This window comes from Mesorhizobium loti CJ3sym (assembly GCF_000472785.1).
GTDB lineage: Bacteria > Pseudomonadota > Alphaproteobacteria > Rhizobiales > Rhizobiaceae > Mesorhizobium > Mesorhizobium loti_E.
The window spans coordinates 158522-181261 of record NZ_AXAL01000012.1; the positions used below are offsets into that span (position 1 = coordinate 158522).

Consider the following 22740-nt stretch of genomic DNA (forward strand, 5'->3'; position numbering starts at 1 on the left):
GGTCAGAACTTCATCTTTTGCATGGCCATCATCAGGTCGGTGGAGATGCCCGACGTGACCGGCTTGGCGAAAAGCACGCTGATCGAAGACACAGCGGTCGAGGTCGGGTTGTTGATCTCGTACATGCTGGTGAAGCGGGTCAGAAACTTGCTGAGCTTCGCGGGGTCGGTGAAATCCGAGATGTCGAGCTTCTGCTCGAACAGCTGCGCCTGCTTGTCGATGTCGGCGGTGGCGAAGGAATCGGGCAATCCGAGCGCGGTGCGCACGACGCTGGCAAGGGCGGTGTCGGCCAGTACGTCGTACCAGTTGCTGATGTCGGGCGCCTTGCGCTGGAAGTAAAGCGCCAGCCGTACGCCTTCATTGGTCTTGCCAGCATCCTCTTCAAGCGACTGGCGCAGATACATGTCGACAGTCGGCTGCTGAGCGGCATTGATGGTGGTGGCGTTCTCGCCATTGGCTTCGAAATTGAAGGCCAAGGCCAGTCCCGCGTAAGCTGGGTTCGTCTGCTTGTTGGCGATGCTGTCGGGGTCGCTCACCTTACTTTGCAGGACCGACTTGATCAGGTCCTTGTCCTCGGTCGCCGAGTCGAGACCGTATGCGGCGAGCGCATAGGTGTAGAGTCGGCTGTTCGACATCAGGTCGTCGACGGACTTCACCTTGGTGATGTTGGCGAGGTAGTAGGTCGTCTCGCCCTTCACGTAGTCCGAGTTCGGATCGAGGCCAGCGATCTGCGCCTGCGTGGCGTAATTTTTCGTCACCAGTTGCTGGGCGCTGTTATAGATGGTCGCATCGGGGCCGTTGGCGGCGAAATTGAAGGCGGTGACAAACGCGGCATAGCGCTTGTCGGTCAGCTTGTTGGCAAAGCTGTTTGGGTCGGTGACACCTTCCTTGAGCGCCTTGACCATGAAGGCCTTGGCATAGTCCATGTCCTCCAGCCCGAAGGCCTTCATGGCATATTTGAACAGGCGATCATTTTTGACGAAATCGTCGATCGATTTCACCTTGGTGATGTTGGCGAGATAATATTGTGTATCTCGATCAACAACCGGCTGTTTTTCGATCCGATCGATCGATTTGTTGATGTCTTTGGCGATCAATTGGTAGCTGGTAAAGGTATTGAGCAAGGACGTGCCTCCGGCCGGAGCAATGCCAGCACAATAGCCTCACTTCCTTGCGCGAAACTGAATCGCCGACATTCGGCTCCATGGCGGCTCCGATTCAAGCCTCACACAAGGCACGGGGACTATCCCTTGCTTCTGACTTGAAATGCGGAAGGACCTCTCGTGGGCATTCTGATTGGACTTGTGGTGACGCTTGGCTGCGTCCTTGGCGGCTTCATGGCCATGGGCGGGCATCTGCACGTGCTGGTCCAGCCATGGGAAGCCGTGGTCATCTGCGGCGCCGCACTTGGCACCTTCCTGGTCGCCAACCCGATGAAGACGGTCAAGGATACCGGCAGGGGCATTCTTGAGGCCTTCAAGCAAGCGGTGCCGAAGGAGCAGGACTATCTGGAAACGCTGGGCGTGCTGCACAGCCTGATGCGCGAGCTGCGCTCGAAGTCGCGCAGCGAGGTCGAGGCACATATCGACAATCCGGAAGAATCGGCCATCTTCCAGGCCTTTCCGACGGTGCTCAAGAATCACGATCTGATGGCCTTCATCTGCGACTACTGCCGCATCATCATCATCGGCAATGCCCGCTCGCATGAGATCGAGGCGCTGATGGATGAAGAAATCCAGACCATCAAGACGGACAAGATGAAGGCCTATCACGCGCTGGTCGCCGTCGGCGACGGCCTGCCGGCGCTCGGCATCGTCGCCGCCGTGCTCGGCGTGGTCAAGGCGATGGGTGCTCTTGATCAATCACCGGAAATCCTCGGCGGCCTGATCGGCGCCGCACTGGTCGGCACCTTCCTCGGCATCTTCCTGTCCTATGCCGTGGTCGGGCCTGTCGCCACCAAGATCAAGACGGTGCGCGAGAAGAAGAACCGCCTCTACATCATCGTCAAGCAGACGCTGCTCGCCTACATGAACGGTGCGCTGCCGCAGGTGGCGATCGAGTTCGGCCGCAAGACCATCTCATCCTATGAGCGGCCGACCATCGACGCTGTCGAGCAGAGCACGATGAACACCAGCAGCGCCGAAAAGAAGGCCGCTTGAGCGATGCACGACAGATCGGTGCCGACACGGTCATGACCAGTCCAGGCAGCCCCGCGCAAGCGCGCTCGCTGATCATCGAGCGCCTGGTCGGCGACAGCGGCGAGGCCGATCAGGTCATCGACGCCGGCCGCGCCATGGCCGAACGCGCCGTGCCGCTGCTGCAGAAGGGGCTGTCGGGCGAGCTTGGGGTTCCCGTGATCGTCGACCTCAAGGCGGTCGAGGTCAGCCGCGTGCCCGAGGCGCGCTCGCGCGCTGGCGACAATTTCGCCATGACCGTCATCGGTTCGACGGCGTCGTCGGACGCGATGACACTTGTCATCGATGCTGCCGCGATCGCCATCATGATTTCCACGCTGTTCGGCGGTGACCCGGATATGCCGGTGTCGCCGATCGAGCGCGACCTGTCGCCGATCGAGGCCGATGTCTCGACCATGGTGTTCCAGGAGGTGGCGCAGGCGCTGAACGGATCAGGGCGGCGCTCGCTCGAGCTGCGGCTGCCCGTGCCGCGGGCCATGTCCGGCATCGAGGCCAGGCACCATCTGCTGCGCGATGGTGCTGCCATCCGCATCGTCCTTGGCATCTCGACGCCGGTCGACAGCGGTTCGATCACGGTGACGATGCCGCAGCGTGTCGTGCTGACCGGTCGCGACGGCACCGCGAGTGTCAGCGAGGACGATCAGGGCACGAGCTGGCGCGCACGCTTCTCGGAAGAGGTGATGCGCTCGACGGTGGCGCTCGAAGCCGCCATGCCATTGGCGCGGCTGACGCTTGGCGACCTCGCCAATCTCGAAGTGGGCCAGGTCATCGACTTCGACGAGACGGCGCAATCCCGGGCACGCCTCAGCGCGCGCGGCCGGACGCTGTTCGTATGCGAGTTCGGCAAACTGGGGCAGAATTACACCGTCCGAATCAGGCATCCTTTCGATGCCGGGCAGGATTTCATCGATGGGCTCATGCCGGCCGGTGCCGGGCGCGCCTGAGCTTTTGGAGACGACGAATGGCCAAGACCAAAGTGGAAGCAGAGCTCGACCAGCCGGACGAGCAGCTCGATCGCGCCATCGAGGAATTGCGCGGCGTCCTGCATGAAGAGGAGCAACGCCCCGACGCGGCGTTCAGGGCCGCTGCGGGCGCCAATTCAAGCGTCATCATGAACATCCCCGTCGATGTCCAGATCATCCTCGGCAGCACCGAGATGGCGGTGTCCGACCTGATGGCGCTGCAGAAGGGCTCGACGGTGGCGCTCAACCGCCGTATCGGCGAGCCGGTCGACGTCGTGGTCAACGGCCGCAAGATCGCGCGCGGCGAGATCACGGTGCTCGAAAGCGACCCTTCGCGCTTCGGCATCAGGCTGACCGAAATCATCGCCGGCACGAAGGGCGCCTAGACATGAGGCACGGGGCTTGCCGGTGGCAGCGGAGGCGAAAGGCATGACGACGCCGCTGGCGACCCTGACCCGTGCGCAGAAGGCAGCCGCCATATTGGTGGCAATGGGCAAGCCGTCCGCCAGCCGCCTCTTGAAATTCTTCAAGCAGGAAGAACTGAAGGCGCTGATCGAGGGTGCGCGGCTGCTCAGGACCATTCCGCAGAGCGATCTCGAGCGCATCGTCGCTGAATTCGAGGCCGAGTTCACCGAGGGTGCGGGCCTGCTCGATTCCGCCGACAGGATGGACACCATCCTCAATGAATCGCTCTCGCCCGAAGAGATGAGCGCGATCATGGGCGACAAGAAATTCGAAGTCGCGCCGGAAGGACCGCCACCCATCTGGCCGGAGCTCGAGAAGCTCGAACCGGCACGGCTTGGCGCCTTCCTGGCCGGCGAACATCCACAGACGGCGGCCATGGTGCTGTCGAAGCTGGCGCCGCAGGCGGCGGCGAGCGTGCTTTTGACTTTGACCAAGCCGATGCGCGGCGAAATCATCAAGCGCATGGTGACGATGGCCAATGTGCCGGCCGCCGCCACCAGGATCGTCGAGAACCGGTTGCGCACCAGCGTGCTGTCGGAAACCTCGATCAAGGACACGTCGGCAGGGCAGGCGCGCGTCGCCAGCGTGCTCAACGAGCTGGACAAGCCGCTGCTCGATGAGGTGATGCAGGATCTGGAGGCCGCTGGCACGCCCGACCTCGACGGTGTGCGGGCAAGGCTTTTCGCTTTCGACGACCTGCCGCTGCTCACCCAGAAGGCGCGCGTGCTGCTGTTCGACGGACTGTCGACCGAGCTTGTCACGCTGGCGCTGCGCGGCACGTCGGCGGCACTCGCCGAAGCGGTGCTGTCGGCGATCGGCGCGAGGTCGCGGCGCATGATCGAAGCCGAACTCGGCCAGGGGTCCGAAGGCGTTCCTGCCGCTGATATCGTGGCGGCGCGCAAGACGATTGTGACGACGACGATCCGGCTGTCGCGCGAAGGCGCGTTCGAACTGCCTTCGACGCAGAACGCCGCCTAGAGCCGGATGACTTCAGGTCGAATTGGCCTGAAGTCATCGGCTCTAAATCAAAGGATTAGAGCATGATGTCATCCGAAAACCGCTTCACACTTTTCGGCATCATGCTCTAGGCATGTCCGACGCCACCGACAAGGACTCGAAAACCGAAGACGCGACGGAAAAGAAAATCCGCGACACCGTCGAACAGGGCAAGCTGCCCCATTCGAGGGAAACCGCGATCCTCGCCTCCTTCGTCGCCATACTGGTGTTCACCGTCTTCTATGCCAAGGATGCCGTCATCGACCTCGGCACGTTCCTGTCGATGTTTCTGGAGAAGCCGGAAGCCTGGCCGATGGACACCGAAACCGACGTCATCGCGCTCTACAAGATCGTCATGTTCGAGATCGGCCGCGCCGTGCTCAGCCTGCTGGTGCTACTGAGCGTCGCCGGCATTGGCGCCTCGGTGCTCCAGAACATGCCGCAATTCGTCGGCGAGCGGATCAGGCCGCAGATGTCGCGCATCTCGATTACCAAGGGCTGGAGCCGGATGTTCGGTGCTCAGGGCTGGGTCGAATTTCTGAAATCCCTGGCAAAGGTCGGCTTTGCCATCGCCGTGCTCACTTTCACGCTGTCGGAGGATCACCGCAAGCTGCTCTCCGGCATGATCACCAATCCAATGGCCTTCGGTCTCGTCATCCGCGGCATCGCGGTCGACATATTGGTGGCGATCGTTTTCGTCATGGGACTGATCGCGGCGGTCGACATCGTCTGGTCGCGCTTCCACTGGAAGCAGGACCTGCGCATGAGCAAGCAGGAGGTCAAGGACGAGTTCAAGCAGTCCGAGGGCGACCCGATCGTCAAGTCGCGGCTGCGCTCGCTGGCGCGCGACCGGGCGCGCAAGCGGATGATGACGGCGGTGCCGCGCGCGACGCTGATCATCGCCAACCCGACCCACTTCTCGATCGCGCTGAAATATGTGCGCGACGAAGATTCTGCACCGCTCGTGGTGGCCAAGGGGCAGGATCTGGTGGCGCTGAAAATCCGTGAGATCGCCAAGGAGCACAACATCCCGATCTTCGAGGACGTGGCGCTCGCCCGCTCCATGTACAAGCAAGTTTCGGTCGATAATGTGATCCCGTCACAATTCTACCAGGCCGTCGCCGAACTGGTGCGGATCGTCTACTCGAAAAAGGCTGAGCGCAGACAGATTTCATGAACCGCCAACCGCACGCAAAATCCCGCGAGATCATCGTCGCCAGCGCCATCGAGCAAGTGGTTGGCGAACTGAGGCTGATCGATGTCGCCGACTATATCGCCTTCATCCGGCTGGAGCACTTCGCCTGCCTGTCGGACCTGGTCGATTCGGCGGTGGAACTGTTTTTCATGCCGGGCACGCTCAGGCTCGGCCATGGCGGCGAGGCGCATGTCGACTGGAGCGGCAGCCCGCGCATCGTACTCGACCTGGAGCTGCGGCCGCCAGGCGTGACCGTCTATTTCCAGCTGACGCTGAGCGATGCCGGCAACTCGGTCGCGGTCAACTACGTGTCATTCGAAAAGCCGGGAGAAGACCCCGAGCACAATACGACGCTGCTGGAGGCGGTGATCGAACAGGCCCGTATCCGCAGGGTCGAGCCGCTGGCGTTCTAAAGCCCGCTCATCAGGCGACAAGAACTATTCGATCAAACCAAGCCGCAGCGCCTTGGCGACCGCCTGGTTGCGGTTGACGGCGTTGAGCTTCTGGGTCGACTGGGTGAGATACTGGTTGGCGGTGTGCACCGACAGCTTCAGGAGCCGTGCGATTTCCTCGCTGGTGTTGCCATTGGCGGTCAGCTTTAGGCATTCGAGTTCGCGCTTGGAAATCGCGCGCATCCTGCCGGCATCGCCGGGACGGATACGCGCGACGGCGGCGAACAGGGAAAAGCAGCGGGCGTGGATTTCGTAGAGCGCATCCTGCGGCAGCGCGATCTCCGATCCCAGGAAGACGACGAGGCCGCACTGGCCGCGATCGGCATGGACGGGAAAGGCAATGCCGCTGGTGCCGGGTGCCAGCGGTGCCATCTGCTCGGTCCAGGCGAGGCTGCCGAACGTCTCGGCCATCGCGGCGATGCCGTCATCCGTCCACCAGCGCGGCTCCGTCGACGAGTGGGTGTGGCGCACGATCTCCTCGCCATTGGCGCCCGAGATGAACTTCGTCGCCACCGCAATGCCGGGATAGTCGGAATCGAAGCACGGGACCAGCCGCGCCCGTTCCGGCGACGGGCTGACGAAGTACAGGCCGAAGGCCGAGGCGTTGATGTCGACCGATATCCAGCGGCAGCGGCGCACAGCATCGGGAATGGTGACGGCATGATGCGTTTCGGAGCCGAGCGAGAAGGCGCCGAACGGGTTGCGCTGCTCGTTGAAAAGGGCTTCGGCGGCGTCCTTGATATCGGCGTGTTTCAAATGATGCCACTCCTGATCGCCGTGGCGATGGCCATCGCGCGGTTCGAGGCCGCGAATTTCTGGATGGCGTGGGTGATGTAGCTGTTGACGGTGTTGGAGGAGACACCAAGGATGACGGCCACCTCATCGGTGGTCTTGCCCTCGGAGACCCAGAACAGGCATTCGCGCTCGCGGTCCGACAGTGGATCCTGCATCGCCGCCGCTGCGATCAGCTGCGGCATATGCGAGAGCGCGTAGCAGCATTTCAGCTGCGCCTTCATCAGCGCCGGCTGGTCGATCTGGCCTGATGTCGTCGCCGAGAACAGGGCGAACAGACGCTGGCGGCCGACATTCAGCCGCAGCGAATAGACCTCGGCATGGCCGAGCACGTCGAGGAGGCGGGCCTCTTCGCCGGAAACCAGCCCGTCGCTATCGGGCGCGTCTGCCGCCACCAGCGGTCGCGGGCGGATGCCGGGCGCGACGGTGAGCGCACCCTGGGCAAGGCTGGCGATCAGCCGCTTGCCGGTCAGTTCGATGGCGTCGAAGATCCAGTTCGAGGAAACGATGCGCGCGTCGTTGCGATCCTGGTCGTGGACGATGGCGACCAGCATGTAGCTGTCGGCGCCAATCTCGGCGATCAACTCCATGAAGAAACTCGTCAGATCACCGCGCGACGTCAGGCGCGAGCCTAATGTGTCGGATTGAAGAAGCGCGGCGGGACTGCTCATTTTTTGCTTTTGGCCGGAATCGTTTCTGCTGTCCGGATGCTGGGAGCCAGCCGCCGAAACCGAAAACGCGTTACTTTCACGAGACGCACACGAGGCGCGGGGCCGCGCCAACCAGACGGAATCCATTCAGGGAACGCGAAGCCGTCCGCGTCTGGCGCCGGAAAATTCCGGAACGTGAGACTTTGGGTGGTCGCCGCGCCCCCCAGGACCGGCTGATTCGGTTCTAATCTACCCGCAGATGAATCCGACATCAAACGCGATTTGACAAAATTGAATCCGATGGACTCGCGTGCGACTCAGAGTAACGCCAAAGACCCTTTCGCTGCATCGTGGGTCGCCTGAAACGTTGACACGAAAAAGCCAGAGGTTGTTGCGAAGCTGCCGTATCGAGGACCGATCGATTCCGATAGGTTCTCGGCGATCGGCAGGAGGGTGGGCTTCCCTTCGATCGGGCTGGGCTAGGTTGGTCGCGCTTGTTTGCGGCCATATCGATTGGGGGGTGATCATGAAGCAGGTTTTCCTGGCGTTCACGGTGGTGCTTGCGGTTTTTGCCGGCGCGGCAGCGCCCGCCAAGGCCGAGCCGATCGTTAGCTATGCGCTCGACAACGGGCTGCAGGTGGTGCTGGTGCCGGACCATCGTGCGCCGAAGGTGGTGATGAACCTGCGCTACCGCGTCGGGTCGATGAATGAACCGGCTGGCCGCTCCGGCTTCGCCCATCTGTTCGAGCATCTGATGTTTTCCGGCACGCCGGCCTGGCCGAACGTGTTCGGCGCGCATGCCGCACTCGGCAACGAGATCAATGCCTGGACCACCGAGGACGGCACCGTGTTCTATGTCGACGGCCTGTCGTCGTCGCTGCCGATGATCCTGTCGCTGGAAGCCGACCGCATGGCTAATCTCGGCCGTTCGGTGACGCAGGCCAAGCTCGACCTGCAGCGTTCGGTGGTCAAGAACGAGATGCGCCAGAACGTGCTCGACAAGGCCGGCGCGTCGGGCTGGGAGGCCTTCTGGTCCGGGCTGTTCCCGAAGCCGCATCCCTATAGCCGCATGGTCATCGGTTCGGTCGCCGACCTCGATGCGGCAACGCTCGACGATGTCAGGGGTTTCTTCAACACCTACTATCTGCCCAACAATGCCGTGCTGGTGCTGGTCGGCGACCTCAAGGTCGATGACACCAAGGCGTTGATTGCCGACACGTTCGGCCGGGTACCGCGCGGCGCTGACGTGGCGCGGCCTAAAGTGCCGGAGCCGACGCAGGCCAAGCTGAAGCTGGTGCTGGAAGACCGCGTGCCGAGCCCCGTCGTCGTGGTCGGCTTCAGCGGCCCGGCGGCGCAGTCGCCTGACAATGGCGCGCTTAGCATCGCCGCCGAACTGCTCGGCAATGGCGACTATGGATTTCTGCGCAACCGGCTGGTCTCGCAACAGGGCATCGCCACCTACGCCAGCGCGAGCTGGACGGGCGGCCTGCTCGGCGGTCGCTTCACGTTCGAGGCGGGTGCGGCGGCTGGTGTTACGCCGGAAGCGCTGGAAAGCGCGATGAAATCGGCGTTCGCGGATTTCCAGAAGACGCCGCTTGATCCGGCTGATGTCGAACGCGCGCGCAACGGCATCTTGCAGGCGGCGCGGCTGGGCAACGAGGCGCTGAAGGATCGCGCCGGCACCGTCTCCTACAATGCCGATATTCTTGGCGATGCGCAGAGCGCGCTCGTCGACGATCCGCGCGTCAAGAATGCCAGTGCCGCCGATATCGAAGCGACGATGAAGAGGCTGCTTAAACCCGAAGACGCCAGCGTGCTGGTGCTGAAGCCAGGCCCGCGTGGCGGCTATCCCGACGCGCTGATCGGATCGTCCGGCACGCCGCGGCCGTTCACAGCGCCGGAGCGGGTGGCAATCGACATTCCGAAGCATCCGGCCGGGCAAGCGCCTTCGGCGGTGTTGCCGGTCATGGAAACGGCGACGCTCTCCAACGGCATCAAGCTCGTCCACTACACAATGCCGCAAGCGCCGATGGCCTATATCGCGGCGAGTGCCGAAGGCGGCTGGAACAGCGTGCCGGAAGGCAAGGAGGGGCTGCTGGAGCTTGCCGCCAGCATGGCGACCCGCGGCGCTGGTGAGCGTGGCTCGGCTGACTTCGCCAAGGCGACCAGCGATATCGGCGCCGGGATCGGCTACCAGGCCGGTGCGCTGACCACGACGATGACGCTTGGCGTGCCGCCCGAAAAACTGGATCAAGGTCTGGGCCTGCTTGCCGACGCGGTGCTGAAGCCGCGTTTCGACAAGACCGAATGGGCCGTGCTGATGGCGCAGACGGTCGACTGGCTGAATGGGCGCGAGGCGGACCTGCCGGGCGTTGCCGGCCGCGTCGCGAAGGCAGCACTTATTCCGCAAGTGCCGGGCAAGGCCGCGGTCGACTGGTCGGCAAAGGCGCTGGCCTCGATCTCGCTCGACGAGGCGAAAGTCGCATTCAAGGCGGAGTTCACGCCGAAGACGGTGACCTTCTACAGCGTCGGCCCGCTGCCGGTCGCGACCGTCGCTGCCGGCCTCGAAAAAGCATTCGGCACATGGAAAAGCGACGCCGCCGGCTATGCCGCCGAGCCGTCGCCGGCAGCGCATTTCGGCGATGGCCAGAAGGTGCTGCTGGTGCCCGAACCCGGCGCCAGCCAGTCGGCTCTGTTCGTGGCGCGACCGGCGCCCGGCACCGACGAAGGCGAGCGCGCGGAATCGACCGCTGTCGCCAATCTGCTCGGCGATGATTTCTCCAGCCGGTTGAATTCGGTGATCCGCGAGGAGAAGGGCTATTCCTACGGCGTGTCGAGCTATTTGCTCAGCCCGATGAAGGCCGGTTCGGGCCTTGTCGTGGCAACGACCGTTGAGCGCGCCAACACCGGTCCTGCGATCACCGAAATCCTGAAAGGCTTTGCCGGACTGACCACCTTGCCGGTGGCGCAAGATGAGGTCGATCGCACGGTGACGGTCTATCGCCGGGCGCTGGCCGGATCGGCGGAAACATCGGCCGGCCTGTTCGGCTCGCTGATTTCAGCGGTCGGCAGCGGTTCGACGCTGGAGGATCAGCAAAGCCGCATGACGGCGCGCACCCAGCTGACGCTCGATGCCGTGCAGAAACAGGGGCTGGCATTGTCGTCGCTGGAGCCGTCGCTGATCGTGGTTGCGGGTGATCCCGACGTGGTGATGCCGCAGCTTGCCGCGATCGGCCTCAAGCAGGTCGAGATCGTCAAGCGTGACGATGAAGGCGAGCAGACGGCCATGCGGGCGCTCGACCTTCTCGGCGCCAACAGCCAGGCGCCGTTGTCTGCTTCACCATGGCGGGTCGGCGATGGCGGCACGACGCGGGCGGTGCACTCTTGCGCCGGCGCCAAGGACTGCGGCGCACAGATCCACGCCGATTGACGGCCCTAGGCGCGGCCGCCGGCCGTGCTTTATTTTTGTTATCTTTGGTTTCGGGGGAAACGATGAGCGATTCATTTCGGGAAGTTACATCTGTCTCGTGGTTCGGGCGGATCAAGCGCGCGGTCGGTGGGGTCATCTTCGGCTTGCTGTTGATCGTGCTGATGGTGATTGGGCTGTTCTGGAACGAGGGCCGCGCGGTGCAGACAGCGCGTTCGCTGGCCGAAGGGTCGGGCGCGGTCATTTCGGCCGGCGCCGACAGCGTCGATGCAGCCAATGACGGCAAGCTGGTGCATGTCAGCGGGCCGGTGACGGCGGATAGCGGCCTGTCGGATCCGGATTTCGGCATCGCGGCGCAGGGGCTGCGGCTGTCGCGCAGCGTCGAGATGTACCAGTGGAAGGAAGAATCCAAATCCGAGACCACCAAGAAGCTTGGCGGCGGCGAGGAGACGGAAACCACCTACAGCTATTCCAGGGTGTGGGACGACAAGCAGATCGACTCGTCGGATTTCAAGAAGCCGGACGGTCATCAGAATCCGCCAATGGCGATCCACAGCCGCGCCTTCCAGATCCCGCAAGGCAAGCTCGTTGCCTTCGATCTCGACACGCCGGTGCTCGATCGCATCGAAGGCGACAAGGACTACTCGCTGTCGGCCAATCAATCGGCGGCGATCAAGGCCGCCTATACCGGGACGAAGCCGCTCAGCATCGTCGATGGCAAAATCTATCTCGGCAGCGACAACACAACACCCGCATTGGGTGACTATCGCATCGGCTATGAATTGGCGCCGCTCGGCGTGGTCAGCATTGTCGCGCGCCAGGCCGGCAGTCGGTTCGAGCCCTACCAGACGCAAGCCGGCGATGCGCTGCTTATGGCCGATACCGGCCAGGTGCCGGCCGACAAGATGTTCGCCGAGGCGGTCAGCGCCAACACGCTGATCACCTGGCTGCTGCGCGCCGCCGGCCTGTTACTGCTGACCATTGGCTTTGCCCTGTTCCTCAGCCCGATTGGCGTGATCCTCGACGTCATTCCGTTCCTCGGCAGCATGGCGCGGATGGGAACCGGCATCATCGCCTTCATCATGGCGATCCTGGTCGGCATGACGACGATCGCGATTGCCTGGTTTTGGTATAGGCCGGTTCTGGCGGCAGGCATCCTGGCCGCCGGTGTCATCGCCGCGGCGGCGGTCTATTATCTCGGCCGGTCACGCAAGGCGGCCGCACCAATGGCCGCGCCGAGCCCCGGCGCTGCAACGTAGCTTGCAAAAAAGGGCGGCCATGTGCCGCCCTTTTTCGTTCATACCTGTCGTGCCAGCCTGTACTCGCGGGCAGGCTTACCGATCCTCGAAACCGGTCAGCACGCCGACGGCGTTGACGCCGATCTCCTCGACGGCATAGCCGCCTTCCATGACGAACAGCGTCGGTAGGCCGAGCCTGGCGATGCGACGGCCGATCTTGGGGTAGTCCGCGCTCTTCAGCTTGAACTGGCTGATCGGGTCCTTCTCGAACGTGTCGACGCCGAGCGAGATAACGACGATGTCGGGTGCGTAGGCGGCGAGCTTGCCGCAGGCGTCCTCAAGCGAGGCATTCCAGGCGTCCCAGCCGGTGCCGAACGGCATGGGATAATTGATGTTGAAACCTTCGCCGGCACCTGCGCCGCGTTCATCGGCATGGCCGAGGAAGAACGGATATTCGACCATGGGATCGCCATGCAGGTTGAGGACCTGCACGTCGGCGCGGTCGTAGAAGATCTCCTGCGTGCCGTTGCCATGGTGGTAGTCGACATCGAGGATCGAGACTTTGTTGGCACCCTGGTCGAGGAACCACTGCGCGGCCACTGCGGCGTTGTTGATATAGCAATAGCCGCCCATGAAGCCGGCCCCGGCATGGTGTCCCGGCGGACGGCAGAGCGCGAAGGCCGATCTTTCGCCGCCCTTGACCAGGCCGGCGGCGGTCAGCGCGACGTCATAAGAGGACTTGATCGCGGCCCAGGTGCCTTCGACGAAGGTGGCGCCGCCGTCGAAGGAATAGTATCCGAGCAAGGCGTCGATGCGCTTGGGCGGCACGTCGCCGCGCAGGCCGCGCGTCGGCCAGGTGAACGGCATGGCCGTGCCGCTGAGGCCCGCGTCCACCCATTGCGGCCAGACCGTCGGCAGGAAGTCGATGTAGTCTGATTTGTGGATACGCTTGGCGGCGGCAAGGTCATGCTCGAGCGGCAGAACGATCGGACCGAGCTTCTCGCTTTCGACCCGCGCCTTGATGAATTCGGCCCGCGAAGGCTTTTCAAAACCCGGCACGATGGCTGATGTGACCAATTCCATCTGGCCGGCATGGCCAGCATGAAGCGGCGAATAGACAGTCTTCATAAGGGTCCTCTCAAGGTGCGAAATCAGTCAAGGTTGAGATAGGGGCTCACCAGAGCCAGCCACATGGATTCGACATCGTCCTCGATGAGGTCGAATGTCTTGCGATCTCTTTTCATGCCGACAAGCCGGCAGGCGTGCCCGACCTCCATCATCACCAGGCCGAGCCGTTTGGCGATCTTGTCTTCCAGCGCAGGGTTCACGTGTCGCAGCCAGGCGGCGTAAAGCGCGATGATCTGCTCGTCATATTCGTCCTGGATAGGCCTGAGGTCGGCATTGCCTGAAATGGCCTCGATCACCGGCATCAGGGTGGCGTTCTCGAGATATATCCTGGAGGTATCGATGAAGAGCTTGCGCACTTCCTGCCGGAACTCTTCGCGGTTGGTGGGCCGGGCGACCTTGATGCGCTTCGCGATCACCTCGGGAAAGGAGGACAGCCAGCGCCGGGCGAGGTCTAGAAGAATGGCTTCCTTGTTTGGAAAGTATTGGTAGATCGAACCGACCGACAGGCCCGCGCGCTGCGCAATGGCGAGCGTCGTCGGCGTCCTGGTTCCTTGCTCGCGCGTCAAGATCAGCGCCGCGTCGAGAATCCGGTCGACCACCTTGCTCGACCGTTGCTGGCGCGGCTGCTTGCGCGGTTCGAGCGCTATTTTGGTTTTGCGATCGAGACTGCGCTTCACTGCTTGATGTCCTCGTTCCCCGCCCGGTCTCACCACAGGCGAAGGGTGCTGTCCACAATACATTCTAAATTCCGCATGTTGACAAACGCGAATAATCAGTCGCATTCTTTATCCACGCTGTCTCTTGGGATCACAAGGGGAATTTCGAAGGCAGCGGACTGGCATCGTTTTTGTTCCGTGGCGCTGCTCCGGTGGAGTGCAGGTCGTTGAGCGCAGGACTGTCGGTCTCAATCGGTCATCAAAAGCGCGGAGTCGCGATGTCTGTCACGGGTGCTGGTCGTAGTGCGGATCTGATCGTCATCAACGGTCGTGTGTTGACCATGGACGGTGACAATCCCACCGCCGAGGCCGTTGCCGTCAAGGACGGCACCATCATCGCCATCGGCAGCCGCGCTGCAATCGAAGAGCTCAAGGGAACGGCCACACAGGTAATCGATGCCAGGGGCGGTTCAGTCCTGCCCGGTTTCATCGAAGCCCATATGCATCTGTTCGGCGGCGCGGCTGAACTCGACAATCTGCATCTGGCTGGCGTGCATGGCTTCGACGCCTTGCGCGATGCTATCCAGTCTTTTGCCGCGGCGCGGCCCAACGCCAGGCTTCTGATCGGCGCTGGCGTCGATTATGCGATCCTGCCCGAGCCGGTCACGCGCCACCATCTCGACCAAATCATCCCCGATCGCCCGTTCGCCATGTCGGCCTCCGACCATCATACGATGTGGGCGAACACCAAGGCGCTGGAAGAGGCGGGCCTACTGCATGGCAGGGAATTGGGACCGGGCAATGAGATCGTGATGGGTGCCGATGGCCTCGCGGCGGGCGAATTGCGCGAGGGCGAGGCTTTCGGTCCGATCCTGGAGCACTTCGGGCAGAACCGCACACGGCTCGGTCTTACGGGCGGTGAGCCGGAACCCTATCCGTCCGCCGAAGAGCTTGCCGCCGATCGGGATCTGATGCATCGCGGCCTGGAATGGTGCGCCCGCCACGGCATCACATCGATCCAGAACATGGATGGCAACCTCTACCAGCTCGAGCTGCTTGCCGGCCTGGAGCAAGAGGGGCGGCTCTTATGCCGTACAAAAATCCCGTTCCATTTCAAGAACTTCATGGAGCTGGGGATGCTTGAAAAAGCGTCTGCCATGGCCGCGACCTACAAGTCCGAATGGCTGTCCTCGGGCATGGTCAAGGTGTTTTATGACGGCGTGCTCGATTCCTGGACCGCCGTGATGGTCGACGACTATGCCGACCGTCCCGGCTGGCGCGGCGAGCCATTGTTCACGCCCGAGCACTTCGCGGAGGTGGCGGTGGAGGCCGACCGCAGAGGTCTGCAGATCGCCGTTCACTCGATCGGTGACGGCGCGGTCCGCGCAGTGCTCGACGGTTATCAGGCGGCCCAAAAGGCAAATGGCAAGCGGGACAGACGTCACCGCGTCGAGCATATCGAGGTCACCACCCCGACGGATGTGCCGCGGTTCGCCGAACTTGGCGTCATCGCTTCGATGCAACCGCCGCATCCGCCCGGCGCCATGAACTTTCCGCTGGAGCCGACGATTTCGCGCATCGGCCGCGACAGGTGGCCGCTGAGCTATGCCTGGCGCACGCTGAAGGACGCTGGCGCCCGGGTCGTGTTCGCCTCCGACTGGCCAGTCTCGCCGGTTGATCCGATCCTGGGCATCCAAGCAGCGGTCATGCGCAAACCTTGGGCAGAAGGCCTGCCGGACCAGAGTTTCTCGCTGCATGAAGCGCTTGCCGGCTATACGGTCGAGGGCGCCTACAGCGAATTCATGGAAGACCGCAAGGGCGTGCTGAAGCTGGGTTATCTGGCGGATCTCGTCGTTTTGTCGGCCGATATCGAGAGGACTGCCCCGGAAGCGTTGCATACGGTGCGGCCGGTGACGACCATCTGTGGCGGCAAAATCACCTACCAAGCCTGACTGTGGCATGGGGCTTGCTAAGCCAAGACCACTAACTGAACTGTGATTCAATGCCGGGCTTGCCAACATACCGGGCGTATGATCACATCCAACAGGGGAACAGCTCCGCCAGCAAGAGCGGGGTCAACGATGAGGCGTAATCGTGCCGGACAAACCGGATCGGAATGCGATTGAAGTAGTAAACGTCAGCAAAATTTTCGGATCGGGTGAGGGGCAGGTCGCTGCCCTCGACACGGTCTCGGTATCGATCCGCGAGAATGAGTTCTTCACACTGCTGGGACCATCCGGCTGCGGAAAAACGACTTTGTTGCGGCTAATAGCCGGCTTTGATTTTCCGAGTGCCGGCGAAATCCTGCTCTACGGACAGGACATCGCGCCGCTGCCGCCGTTCAAGCGGCCAGTCAACACCGTCTTCCAATCCTATGCGCTGTTTCCCCACATGACGGTGGCCGACAATATCGGCTTCGGCCTGGAAATGCTGGGCAAGCCGAAGGCGGAGATTGCGGCGCGCGTCGCCCAGATGCTGAAACTGGTCAAGATGGAAGCGCTGAGCAATCGCCGCACCAGCCAGATCTCCGGCGGCCAGCAACAGCGCGTGGCGCTGGCGCGGGCGCTCGCACCACAGCCGAAGGTGCTCTTGCTCGACGAGCCGCTCTCCGCGCTCGATTACAAGCTGCGCAAGGAAATGCAGATCGAGCTGAAGAGGCTGCAGCACGAGACCGGGATCACCTTCATCTTCGTCACCCACGACCAGGAAGAAGCGCTGACCATGTCGGACCGCATCGCTGTCATGTCGGCGGGCAAGATCCTGCAGGTAGGCGCGCCGCGCGACATCTACGACCGGCCGGCCGAACGCTTCGTCGCCGACTTCATCGGCGAGACCAATTTCCTCAAGGGTACCGTGGTGTCGAAGAAATCCGGCGTCGCCACCGTAAAGCTCGCCTCCGGCGCAACCGTGGCGGCAGGGTTCCCGGAGAACTTCGATCCCTCTGGCGCAGTCACGGTCGTGGTGCGGCCGGAGCATGCGGATCTGATCGCCGATGTGTCCAAGGGCACGGTCTCAGGAACCCTGGCGAATGTCGTCTATTTCGGCACCGACACGCACTACCACGTCAAGCTCGATGGCGGTGACAACTTCATCGTGCGTTACCAGAACAGCCGGTCCGGCGCAGTGACATTCGAGACGGGCGCCAAGGTGGGCATCGTCTTCGAGGACGACGGCGCGCGGATACTGAAGGACTGATGACAATGGCGCTTTCCCAAGCCGCGTTGTTCGAAGCCAAGGCCGAGAAAGCAAGCGCCAGGCGCAACCGCCTGCTTTCCTTGCCGGCGCTGATCGTCATCGGCGTTTTCGGCGTGCTGCCGCTGCTGATCATCCTGGTCTATTCGTTTCTCCAGGCCGCGCCCTACGGCGGCGTGCAATGGAAGTTTTCGACGGACGCCTATCTGAACTTCCTGTTTCAGCAGGATATTTTTGACGACACGCTGCAGTTCACGCCGGATTTCCTGATCATCTATCTGCGCTCGTTTCTGTTCGCCGTGGTGACGACGGTCATCTGCCTGTTGCTGGGTTTCCCGACCGCCTACTTCATGGCCACGCGCACGCCGGCGCAGCGCAACTGGTGGGTGCTGCTGATCACCATCCCGTTCTGGTCGAACCTTCTGGTGCGCACGCTGGCCATCATGTTCATCATCCGCGACGAAGGTCTCATCAACAACCTACTGATCGGGCTTGGCGTGATCGATAAGCCGATCACCATGCTTTACACCAACTTTGCTATCCAGCTCGGCCTGCTCTACTCGTTCCTGCCGTTCATGATCCTGCCGCTCTATGCCAGCCTGGAAAAACTGGATTTCCGGCTGGTCGAGGCGGCCAACGACCTTTACGCGACACGCCGGCAAGTTCTTTGGCGGATAATCATTCCGCTGTCGCTGCCCGGCATCATCGCCGGCTGTCTGCTCGTCTTCATCCCAGCGCTCGGCGCTTATGTGACGCCGCTGATCCTTGGCGGCGGCATCCATCTGATGATCGGCGATCTCATCGCCCAGCAATTCGGTTCCGGGCGCAACTGGCCGCTCGGCTGCGCTCAAGCGCTGATCCTGATGGCCGCGGTGCTGGTCGCCCTCTACTTCTATGTTCGCACCACGTCGGGGAAGATCCAGCATGGCTGATCCCCGCAACGTCGATATCAAGGACCAGCCCGGGTTCCGCACGATCGCCATCATCTGCGTTGCCGTGCTTTACGTCCCGATCCTGATCCTGATGATCTTTTCGTTCAATACGGGTTCGCTCGTCACCCATTGGGAGGGCGTCGGCCTGACCTGGTACGGCACCGCACTGCTCAATGAGGAATTCCACAACGCCGCCGAGAACACGCTGATCATCTCGGTGAGCGCGACGATCGTTTCGACGATCTGCGCCACGCTGGCGGCGATCGGTATGACCCGGGTGAAGCCGTGGCGTGGCCTGCCGGCCGCCTTCATGGTCATCAACCTGCCGCTGATGGTTCCCGAGATCATCACGGCAGTGGCGACCTTGTCCTTCTTCGCCTTGATCGCCGGGGCTTTCGGTCTGAATTTCGGTATCGGCAATCTGATCCTCGCCCATACCGTGTTCTGCATTCCCTTTGCCTACATGCCGATCCGGGCGCGTCTCGAGGACATGGATCTGACGCTCGAATCCGCCGCAGCCGATCTCTACGCCACGCCGTGGCACGCGTTCCGGCGCATAACGCTGCCGTTGCTTGTCCCCGGCATCATGTCGGGTGCGGCACTCGCCTTCATCGTCTCCTTCGACGATTTCACCATCACGCAGCTCGTCGCCGGCCCCGGCCAGACGACCCTGCCTCTCTACATCTGGAACCAGATCAGGCGGCCGATGACGCCGGAGATCAATGCCATCTCCACCATCCTGCTCCTGGTCTCGATCCTCTTCGTCTCGGTATCGTTCCTGATCGCGCGCCGGCGCGCCAAGTGAATCAATGGGAAGGCAAAGGAGAACAAAAAATGTCTAGGAAACTGATGGCTGCCGTTTCGACGGCAGTGCTGTTGTGGGCGGTGCCCGCACTCGCCGACGGCGAGCTGCATATCTACAATTGGGGTGACTACACCAATCCCAAGCTGATCGAAAAGTTCGAGAAACAGTACAACATCAAGGTCACGCTGGACGATTATGATTCCAACGAAACCATGCTGTCGAAGGTGCGCGCCGGCAATTCCGGCTACGACATCGTGGTGCCGTCCGACTACACGGTGAAGATCATGGTCGACGAGGGCCTGCTCGAAAAGACCGAGCCCAACGCGATGCCGAACGGCAAGAACATCGACCCGCGCTTCCTCAACATCTATTGGGACAGCGGCCGCCATTATACCGTGCCGTGGCAGTTCGGCACCACCGCGTTCGCGGTCAACACGGACAAGTTCAAGGGCGACATCGACACGCTGGCGATCCTTTTCGACCCGCCGGCTGAGCTGAAGGGCCAGATCAACATCCTCGACGACGTCAACACCGTCATGCATGCGGCCGAGCGTTACGCCGGCGTGCCGCGCTGCGGCGCCGACAAGGCCAATCTGAAAAAGGTCAACGACATCCTGACGGCCGCCAAGCCGTCATGGAAAACCTTCAGCTACGACACCATCACCAAGATCACTTCCGGCGATGTGATCGTGACGGAGCAGTGGAACGGCGCGACCTATCGCTCGCGGCAGAAAATTCCGGCCATCAAATATGCCTATCCGAAGGAAGGCATCGAAGGTTGGATGGACAATGTGGCGGTGCTGAAAGGCGCCAAGAACCTCGACAACGCCAAGCTGTTCCAGGACTTCATCATGGCCCCGGAAAATGCGGCGCTGATTTCTGAATTCGCCGGCTACGATAATGGCATTGCCGGCAGCCATAAGTTCCTGCAGGCGGATTTCGCCAATTCGCCGGAGATCAATCCGCCGGCAGGCGCGCCGACGCCGGAATTCGTCCCGCCCTGTCCGCCGGATGTGGTGGAAATCTACAACAAAATCTGGACCAATTTGCGCAAATAGGTTCGGTCTAAAGTCCAGCGGAAGGGAGGCTTCGGCCTCCCTTCTTTGCGACGCGTCGCATGTGGAGGGCTCACGCGACGCTGCAAATTCTTGTTTTCATGCATGTCGTTGTCCCAAAACCGCTACGCACTTTTGGGTGGCATGCATCGTGGGAGGGTTCCATGACATCTTACCGCAACAGCGATCCGCGGCCGCCGATCATGCAGGGCTCTCCGCCCCAGATGGTGCCGCCGAAGCTCAACTGGGACCGGCCGCCATGGAACCGCTGGGCGTTCCAGCACATCCGCGAAATCCTGCCAACCGCCGAAGTCTGGCGCGGCAACGGCCATCGACACCGTCTCGAACGCGCCGAGGTCGATCTCGACGGGCTGGCGGTCGAGGACAGCGAGGGCAAGCCGACAACGCTCGCCGGGCTGCTCGACGAGACCTACACGGACGGCTTCCTGGTGCTCAAGCACGGCAAGGTCGCCTATGAGCGCTATTTCAACGGCATGGATGAGCGCACGCTGCATCTGTCGCAATCAATGGCCAAGTCGATCACCGGTTCGGTGTTCGGCATACTGGCCGGACGCGGCCTGATCGATCCGGCGAAGCCGGTGACCGACTATCTGCCGGAACTCACCGCCACGGGTTGGGCCGGCGCCAGTGTCCAGCATGTGCTCGACATGACCACGGGCGTGCGGTTCTCCGAGGAATACACTGACCGCTATTCCGATATCGGCCAGGTCGATGTCGCCACCGGCTGGAAGCCGGTGCCGCCGGACAGCGATCCGGAGTTTCGCTGGCCCTCGCATATGTATGAGCTGATCCTGGGCTTGAAGGACACGGTCCGTCCGCATGGCGCCCAGTTCGAGTATCGCTCGATCGAGACGGACGTGCTCGCCTTCATCATGGAGCGAGTGACGGGCAAGCGTCTGCCGCAGCTGGTTTCCGAAGAGCTCTGGCAAAAGCTCGGCGTCGATGAAAGCGCCTGCTTCACCGTCGACAGCGCCGGCTATGCCGTGGCCGATGGCGGCTTCAACGCCACGCTGCGCGACTATGGCCGCTTCGGCCAGGTGATCCTCGACAATGGCGGCGGCATCGTGCCGGCCGACTGGATCGAGGCGACGCGTAACGGTAAGCATGGGGCGGACTTCGGCCCCAGCCTGCCTGAAGGCAGCTACCGGAACCAGTTCTGGATCGAGAATCCCTGCTCGCGCGCGCTGATGTGCCGGGGCGTATTCGGACAGATGATCCATATCGATTGGAACACGGGAATGGTCGTGGTGAAGCTTTCGACCTGGCCGGATTTCAGCAATCTCGCCTACGGCATGGCGACGCTGAAGGCGGTGCACGCCATCGCCGCCGCGCTCGCCTGAATCTCAAGACGAAAAGACCCTGAAGGAAACGCCATGACTGGCAAGACCGCGTTCGAGACCCGCTACGGCTTCCGCCGCAACGAAGTGCTGCTCGCCAATTGGCGGGAAAACCCGTTCAACCGATGGTCGTTCCAGAACCTCGGCGAACTGGTGCCGACGGCGCGCGTGACGGCAACCCCGGGTGGGACCGACTCCCCCATACAAGACATGGGTGGCCTGCTTGGCGAAAAGGTTTCGGTCGCCGGCGCGCCGGAGACGGTGGCCGAGTTCCTCGCGCGCTCCAGCACCGATGCGCTGGCGGTGATGAAGGGCGGCAAGATCATTGGCGACTGGTTCGCGCCGCATATGGATTTCGGCGCCCGCCACATCATCTTCTCGATCAGCAAGTCGGTGACATCAATCATCGCCGGCATATTGGAAGGCGAGGGGGTGTTCAATCCGGAAGCGCCGGTAACGCAGTACATTCCCGAAGCCGTTGGCTCGGCCTATGGCGATGCCACCGCGCGGCATGTGCTCGACATGAGCGTCAGCCTCGATTTCGAGGAGGCCTATCTCGATCCCGAAAGCGCCTTTGCCCGCTACCGCCGCGCCACGCTGTGGAACCCGGGCGGTGGCTCCGAAAGCCTGCGCCAATTCATCCTGACCTTGCAGCGGCTTGCGGAGCCGCATGGCCAGACCTTCCGCTACCGCTCGCCCAATTCCGACCTGCTCGGCCTGCTGCTCGAACGCGCTTCCAGCCAGCGTTTCACCGACCTGATGCGCGAGAAGCTGTGGCTGCCGCTTGGCGCCGTCAGTGAAGCCTCGATCGGCGTCGACATGGAAGGCACGGCGCGCACCGCTGGCGGCATTTCGGTAACGCCGCGCGACCTGGCGCGCATCGGCGAGATGATGCGGCAAGGTGGAACCGCCAATGGCCGCCGCATCGTTTCGGAAGCCTGGGTGCGCGACACGGTCAGCACCGGCGGCAGCGCCGACGCCTGGCAGCGCGGCGCGATGCTGCCGCTGTTTCCCAAAGGCCGGTACCGCAACAAATGGTACCAGACTGGGCACGAGAATGGCGCCTATTGCGGCATCGGCATCCATGGCCAGTGGCTCTATGTCGATCCCAGGGCCGAAGTCGTCATTGCCAAGATGTCGTCACAGCCGGAGCCGGTCGACGATCCGCTGGATCTTGAGCTTGTCGCGTTCTTCGAGGCGCTGAGCCGGATGATCTGAACCATCTGGCGCGGTTTTGTTGCC

General features: G+C 62.5%; 20 protein-coding genes. 15 read left to right on the top strand and 5 right to left on the bottom strand.

Annotated features, from left to right (window positions below):
* Nucleotides 1-2 precede the first annotated feature (2 nt).
* Nucleotides 3-1124: a DUF1217 domain-containing protein gene (locus A3A9_RS0118405; RefSeq protein WP_027060088.1), complete on the bottom strand. Its 1122-nt coding sequence runs from the start codon at nucleotides 1122-1124 to the stop codon at nucleotides 3-5.
* A gap of 159 nt (nucleotides 1125-1283) precedes the next feature.
* Between A3A9_RS0118405 and motA the strand changes: the two genes are divergently transcribed.
* The 6 genes from motA to A3A9_RS0118435 all read left to right on the top strand — a co-directional run bounded on the left by motA (nucleotide 1284) and on the right by A3A9_RS0118435 (nucleotide 6226).
* On the top strand, nucleotides 1284-2159 hold the full coding sequence (motA, locus tag A3A9_RS0118410; RefSeq protein ID WP_027060089.1) for a flagellar motor stator protein MotA: 876 nt from the start codon (nucleotides 1284-1286) through the stop codon (nucleotides 2157-2159).
* A 32-nt stretch (nucleotides 2160-2191) separates the two neighbouring features.
* Nucleotides 2192-3139 (top strand): FliM/FliN family flagellar motor switch protein, encoded by a 948-nt coding sequence (locus A3A9_RS0118415; protein ID WP_027060090.1) that lies wholly within the window; start codon nucleotides 2192-2194, stop codon nucleotides 3137-3139.
* Between the two features lie 17 nt (nucleotides 3140-3156).
* A complete protein-coding gene (fliN, locus tag A3A9_RS0118420; RefSeq protein WP_027030806.1) occupies nucleotides 3157-3543 on the top strand; it encodes a flagellar motor switch protein FliN in 387 nt (128 codons plus the stop codon).
* 43 nt (nucleotides 3544-3586) lie between these two features.
* Nucleotides 3587-4600 (top strand): flagellar motor switch protein FliG, encoded by a 1014-nt coding sequence (locus A3A9_RS0118425; RefSeq protein ID WP_027060091.1) that lies wholly within the window; start codon nucleotides 3587-3589, stop codon nucleotides 4598-4600.
* Nucleotides 4601-4712: 112 nt separating this feature from the next.
* A complete protein-coding gene (gene flhB / locus A3A9_RS0118430) occupies nucleotides 4713-5795 on the top strand; it encodes a flagellar biosynthesis protein FlhB (protein WP_027060092.1) in 1083 nt (360 codons plus the stop codon).
* Complete coding sequence (locus tag A3A9_RS0118435) at nucleotides 5792-6226, top strand: hypothetical protein (RefSeq protein ID WP_027060093.1); 435 nt, start codon at nucleotides 5792-5794, stop codon at nucleotides 6224-6226. Before flhB ends, A3A9_RS0118435 begins: the two co-directional genes overlap by 4 nt.
* A 24-nt stretch (nucleotides 6227-6250) precedes the next feature.
* Here the strand turns inward: A3A9_RS0118435 and A3A9_RS0118440 are convergent, their stop codons facing one another.
* Both A3A9_RS0118440 and A3A9_RS0118445 read right to left on the bottom strand, forming a co-directional pair.
* The gene (locus A3A9_RS0118440) at nucleotides 6251-7021 is read right to left on the bottom strand and encodes a helix-turn-helix transcriptional regulator (RefSeq protein ID WP_027060094.1); all 771 of its coding nucleotides are present in this window, start codon (nucleotides 7019-7021) and stop codon (nucleotides 6251-6253) included.
* Nucleotides 7018-7728 (bottom strand): helix-turn-helix transcriptional regulator, encoded by a 711-nt coding sequence (locus A3A9_RS0118445; RefSeq protein WP_027060095.1) that lies wholly within the window; start codon nucleotides 7726-7728, stop codon nucleotides 7018-7020. Before A3A9_RS0118445 ends, A3A9_RS0118440 begins: the two co-directional genes overlap by 4 nt.
* Nucleotides 7729-8233: 505 nt before the next feature.
* Between A3A9_RS0118445 and A3A9_RS0118450 the strand changes: the two genes are divergently transcribed.
* Both A3A9_RS0118450 and A3A9_RS0118455 read left to right on the top strand, forming a co-directional pair.
* Nucleotides 8234-11137 (top strand): M16 family metallopeptidase, encoded by a 2904-nt coding sequence (locus tag A3A9_RS0118450; protein WP_033838662.1) that lies wholly within the window; start codon nucleotides 8234-8236, stop codon nucleotides 11135-11137.
* Between the two features lie 62 nt (nucleotides 11138-11199).
* Entirely contained in the window at nucleotides 11200-12393 is a 1194-nt protein-coding gene (locus tag A3A9_RS0118455; protein ID WP_027060097.1) for a TMEM43 family protein, read from the top strand.
* A gap of 75 nt (nucleotides 12394-12468) precedes the next feature.
* Here A3A9_RS0118455 and A3A9_RS0118460 read toward each other — a convergent pair whose 3' ends face one another.
* Together A3A9_RS0118460 and A3A9_RS0118465 are read right to left on the bottom strand one after the other, a co-directional pair.
* Nucleotides 12469-13500, bottom strand: coding sequence for a histone deacetylase family protein (locus A3A9_RS0118460; protein WP_027060098.1), 1032 nt, complete (start codon nucleotides 13498-13500; stop codon nucleotides 12469-12471).
* 23 nt (nucleotides 13501-13523) lie between these two features.
* Nucleotides 13524-14177, bottom strand: a complete 654-nt coding sequence (locus A3A9_RS0118465; protein ID WP_027060099.1) for a TetR/AcrR family transcriptional regulator — start codon at nucleotides 14175-14177, stop codon at nucleotides 13524-13526.
* Between the two features lie 257 nt (nucleotides 14178-14434).
* Here A3A9_RS0118465 and A3A9_RS0118470 point away from each other — a divergent pair, with 257 nt between their 5' ends.
* The 7 genes from A3A9_RS0118470 (at nucleotide 14435) to A3A9_RS0118500 (ending at nucleotide 22716) form a co-directional block, all read left to right on the top strand.
* Entirely contained in the window at nucleotides 14435-16108 is a 1674-nt protein-coding gene (locus tag A3A9_RS0118470) for an amidohydrolase (protein ID WP_027060100.1), read from the top strand.
* Between the two features lie 142 nt (nucleotides 16109-16250).
* On the top strand, nucleotides 16251-17351 hold the full coding sequence (locus tag A3A9_RS0118475) for an ABC transporter ATP-binding protein (RefSeq protein ID WP_027060101.1): 1101 nt from the start codon (nucleotides 16251-16253) through the stop codon (nucleotides 17349-17351).
* Complete coding sequence (locus A3A9_RS0118480; protein ID WP_082222136.1) at nucleotides 17351-18280, top strand: ABC transporter permease; 930 nt, start codon at nucleotides 17351-17353, stop codon at nucleotides 18278-18280. Before A3A9_RS0118475 ends, A3A9_RS0118480 begins: the two co-directional genes overlap by 1 nt.
* Entirely contained in the window at nucleotides 18273-19085 is an 813-nt protein-coding gene (locus A3A9_RS0118485; RefSeq protein ID WP_027060103.1) for an ABC transporter permease, read from the top strand. The genes A3A9_RS0118480 and A3A9_RS0118485 overlap by 8 nt, the downstream gene beginning before the upstream one ends.
* A gap of 29 nt (nucleotides 19086-19114) precedes the next feature.
* Entirely contained in the window at nucleotides 19115-20143 is a 1029-nt protein-coding gene (locus A3A9_RS0118490) for an extracellular solute-binding protein (RefSeq protein ID WP_027030792.1), read from the top strand.
* Nucleotides 20144-20304: 161 nt separating this feature from the next.
* Nucleotides 20305-21501: a serine hydrolase domain-containing protein gene (locus tag A3A9_RS0118495; RefSeq protein WP_027060104.1), complete on the top strand. Its 1197-nt coding sequence runs from the start codon at nucleotides 20305-20307 to the stop codon at nucleotides 21499-21501.
* 33 nt (nucleotides 21502-21534) lie between these two features.
* Complete coding sequence (locus tag A3A9_RS0118500) at nucleotides 21535-22716, top strand: serine hydrolase domain-containing protein (protein ID WP_027060105.1); 1182 nt, start codon at nucleotides 21535-21537, stop codon at nucleotides 22714-22716.
* Nucleotides 22717-22740: the final 24 nt, after the last annotated feature.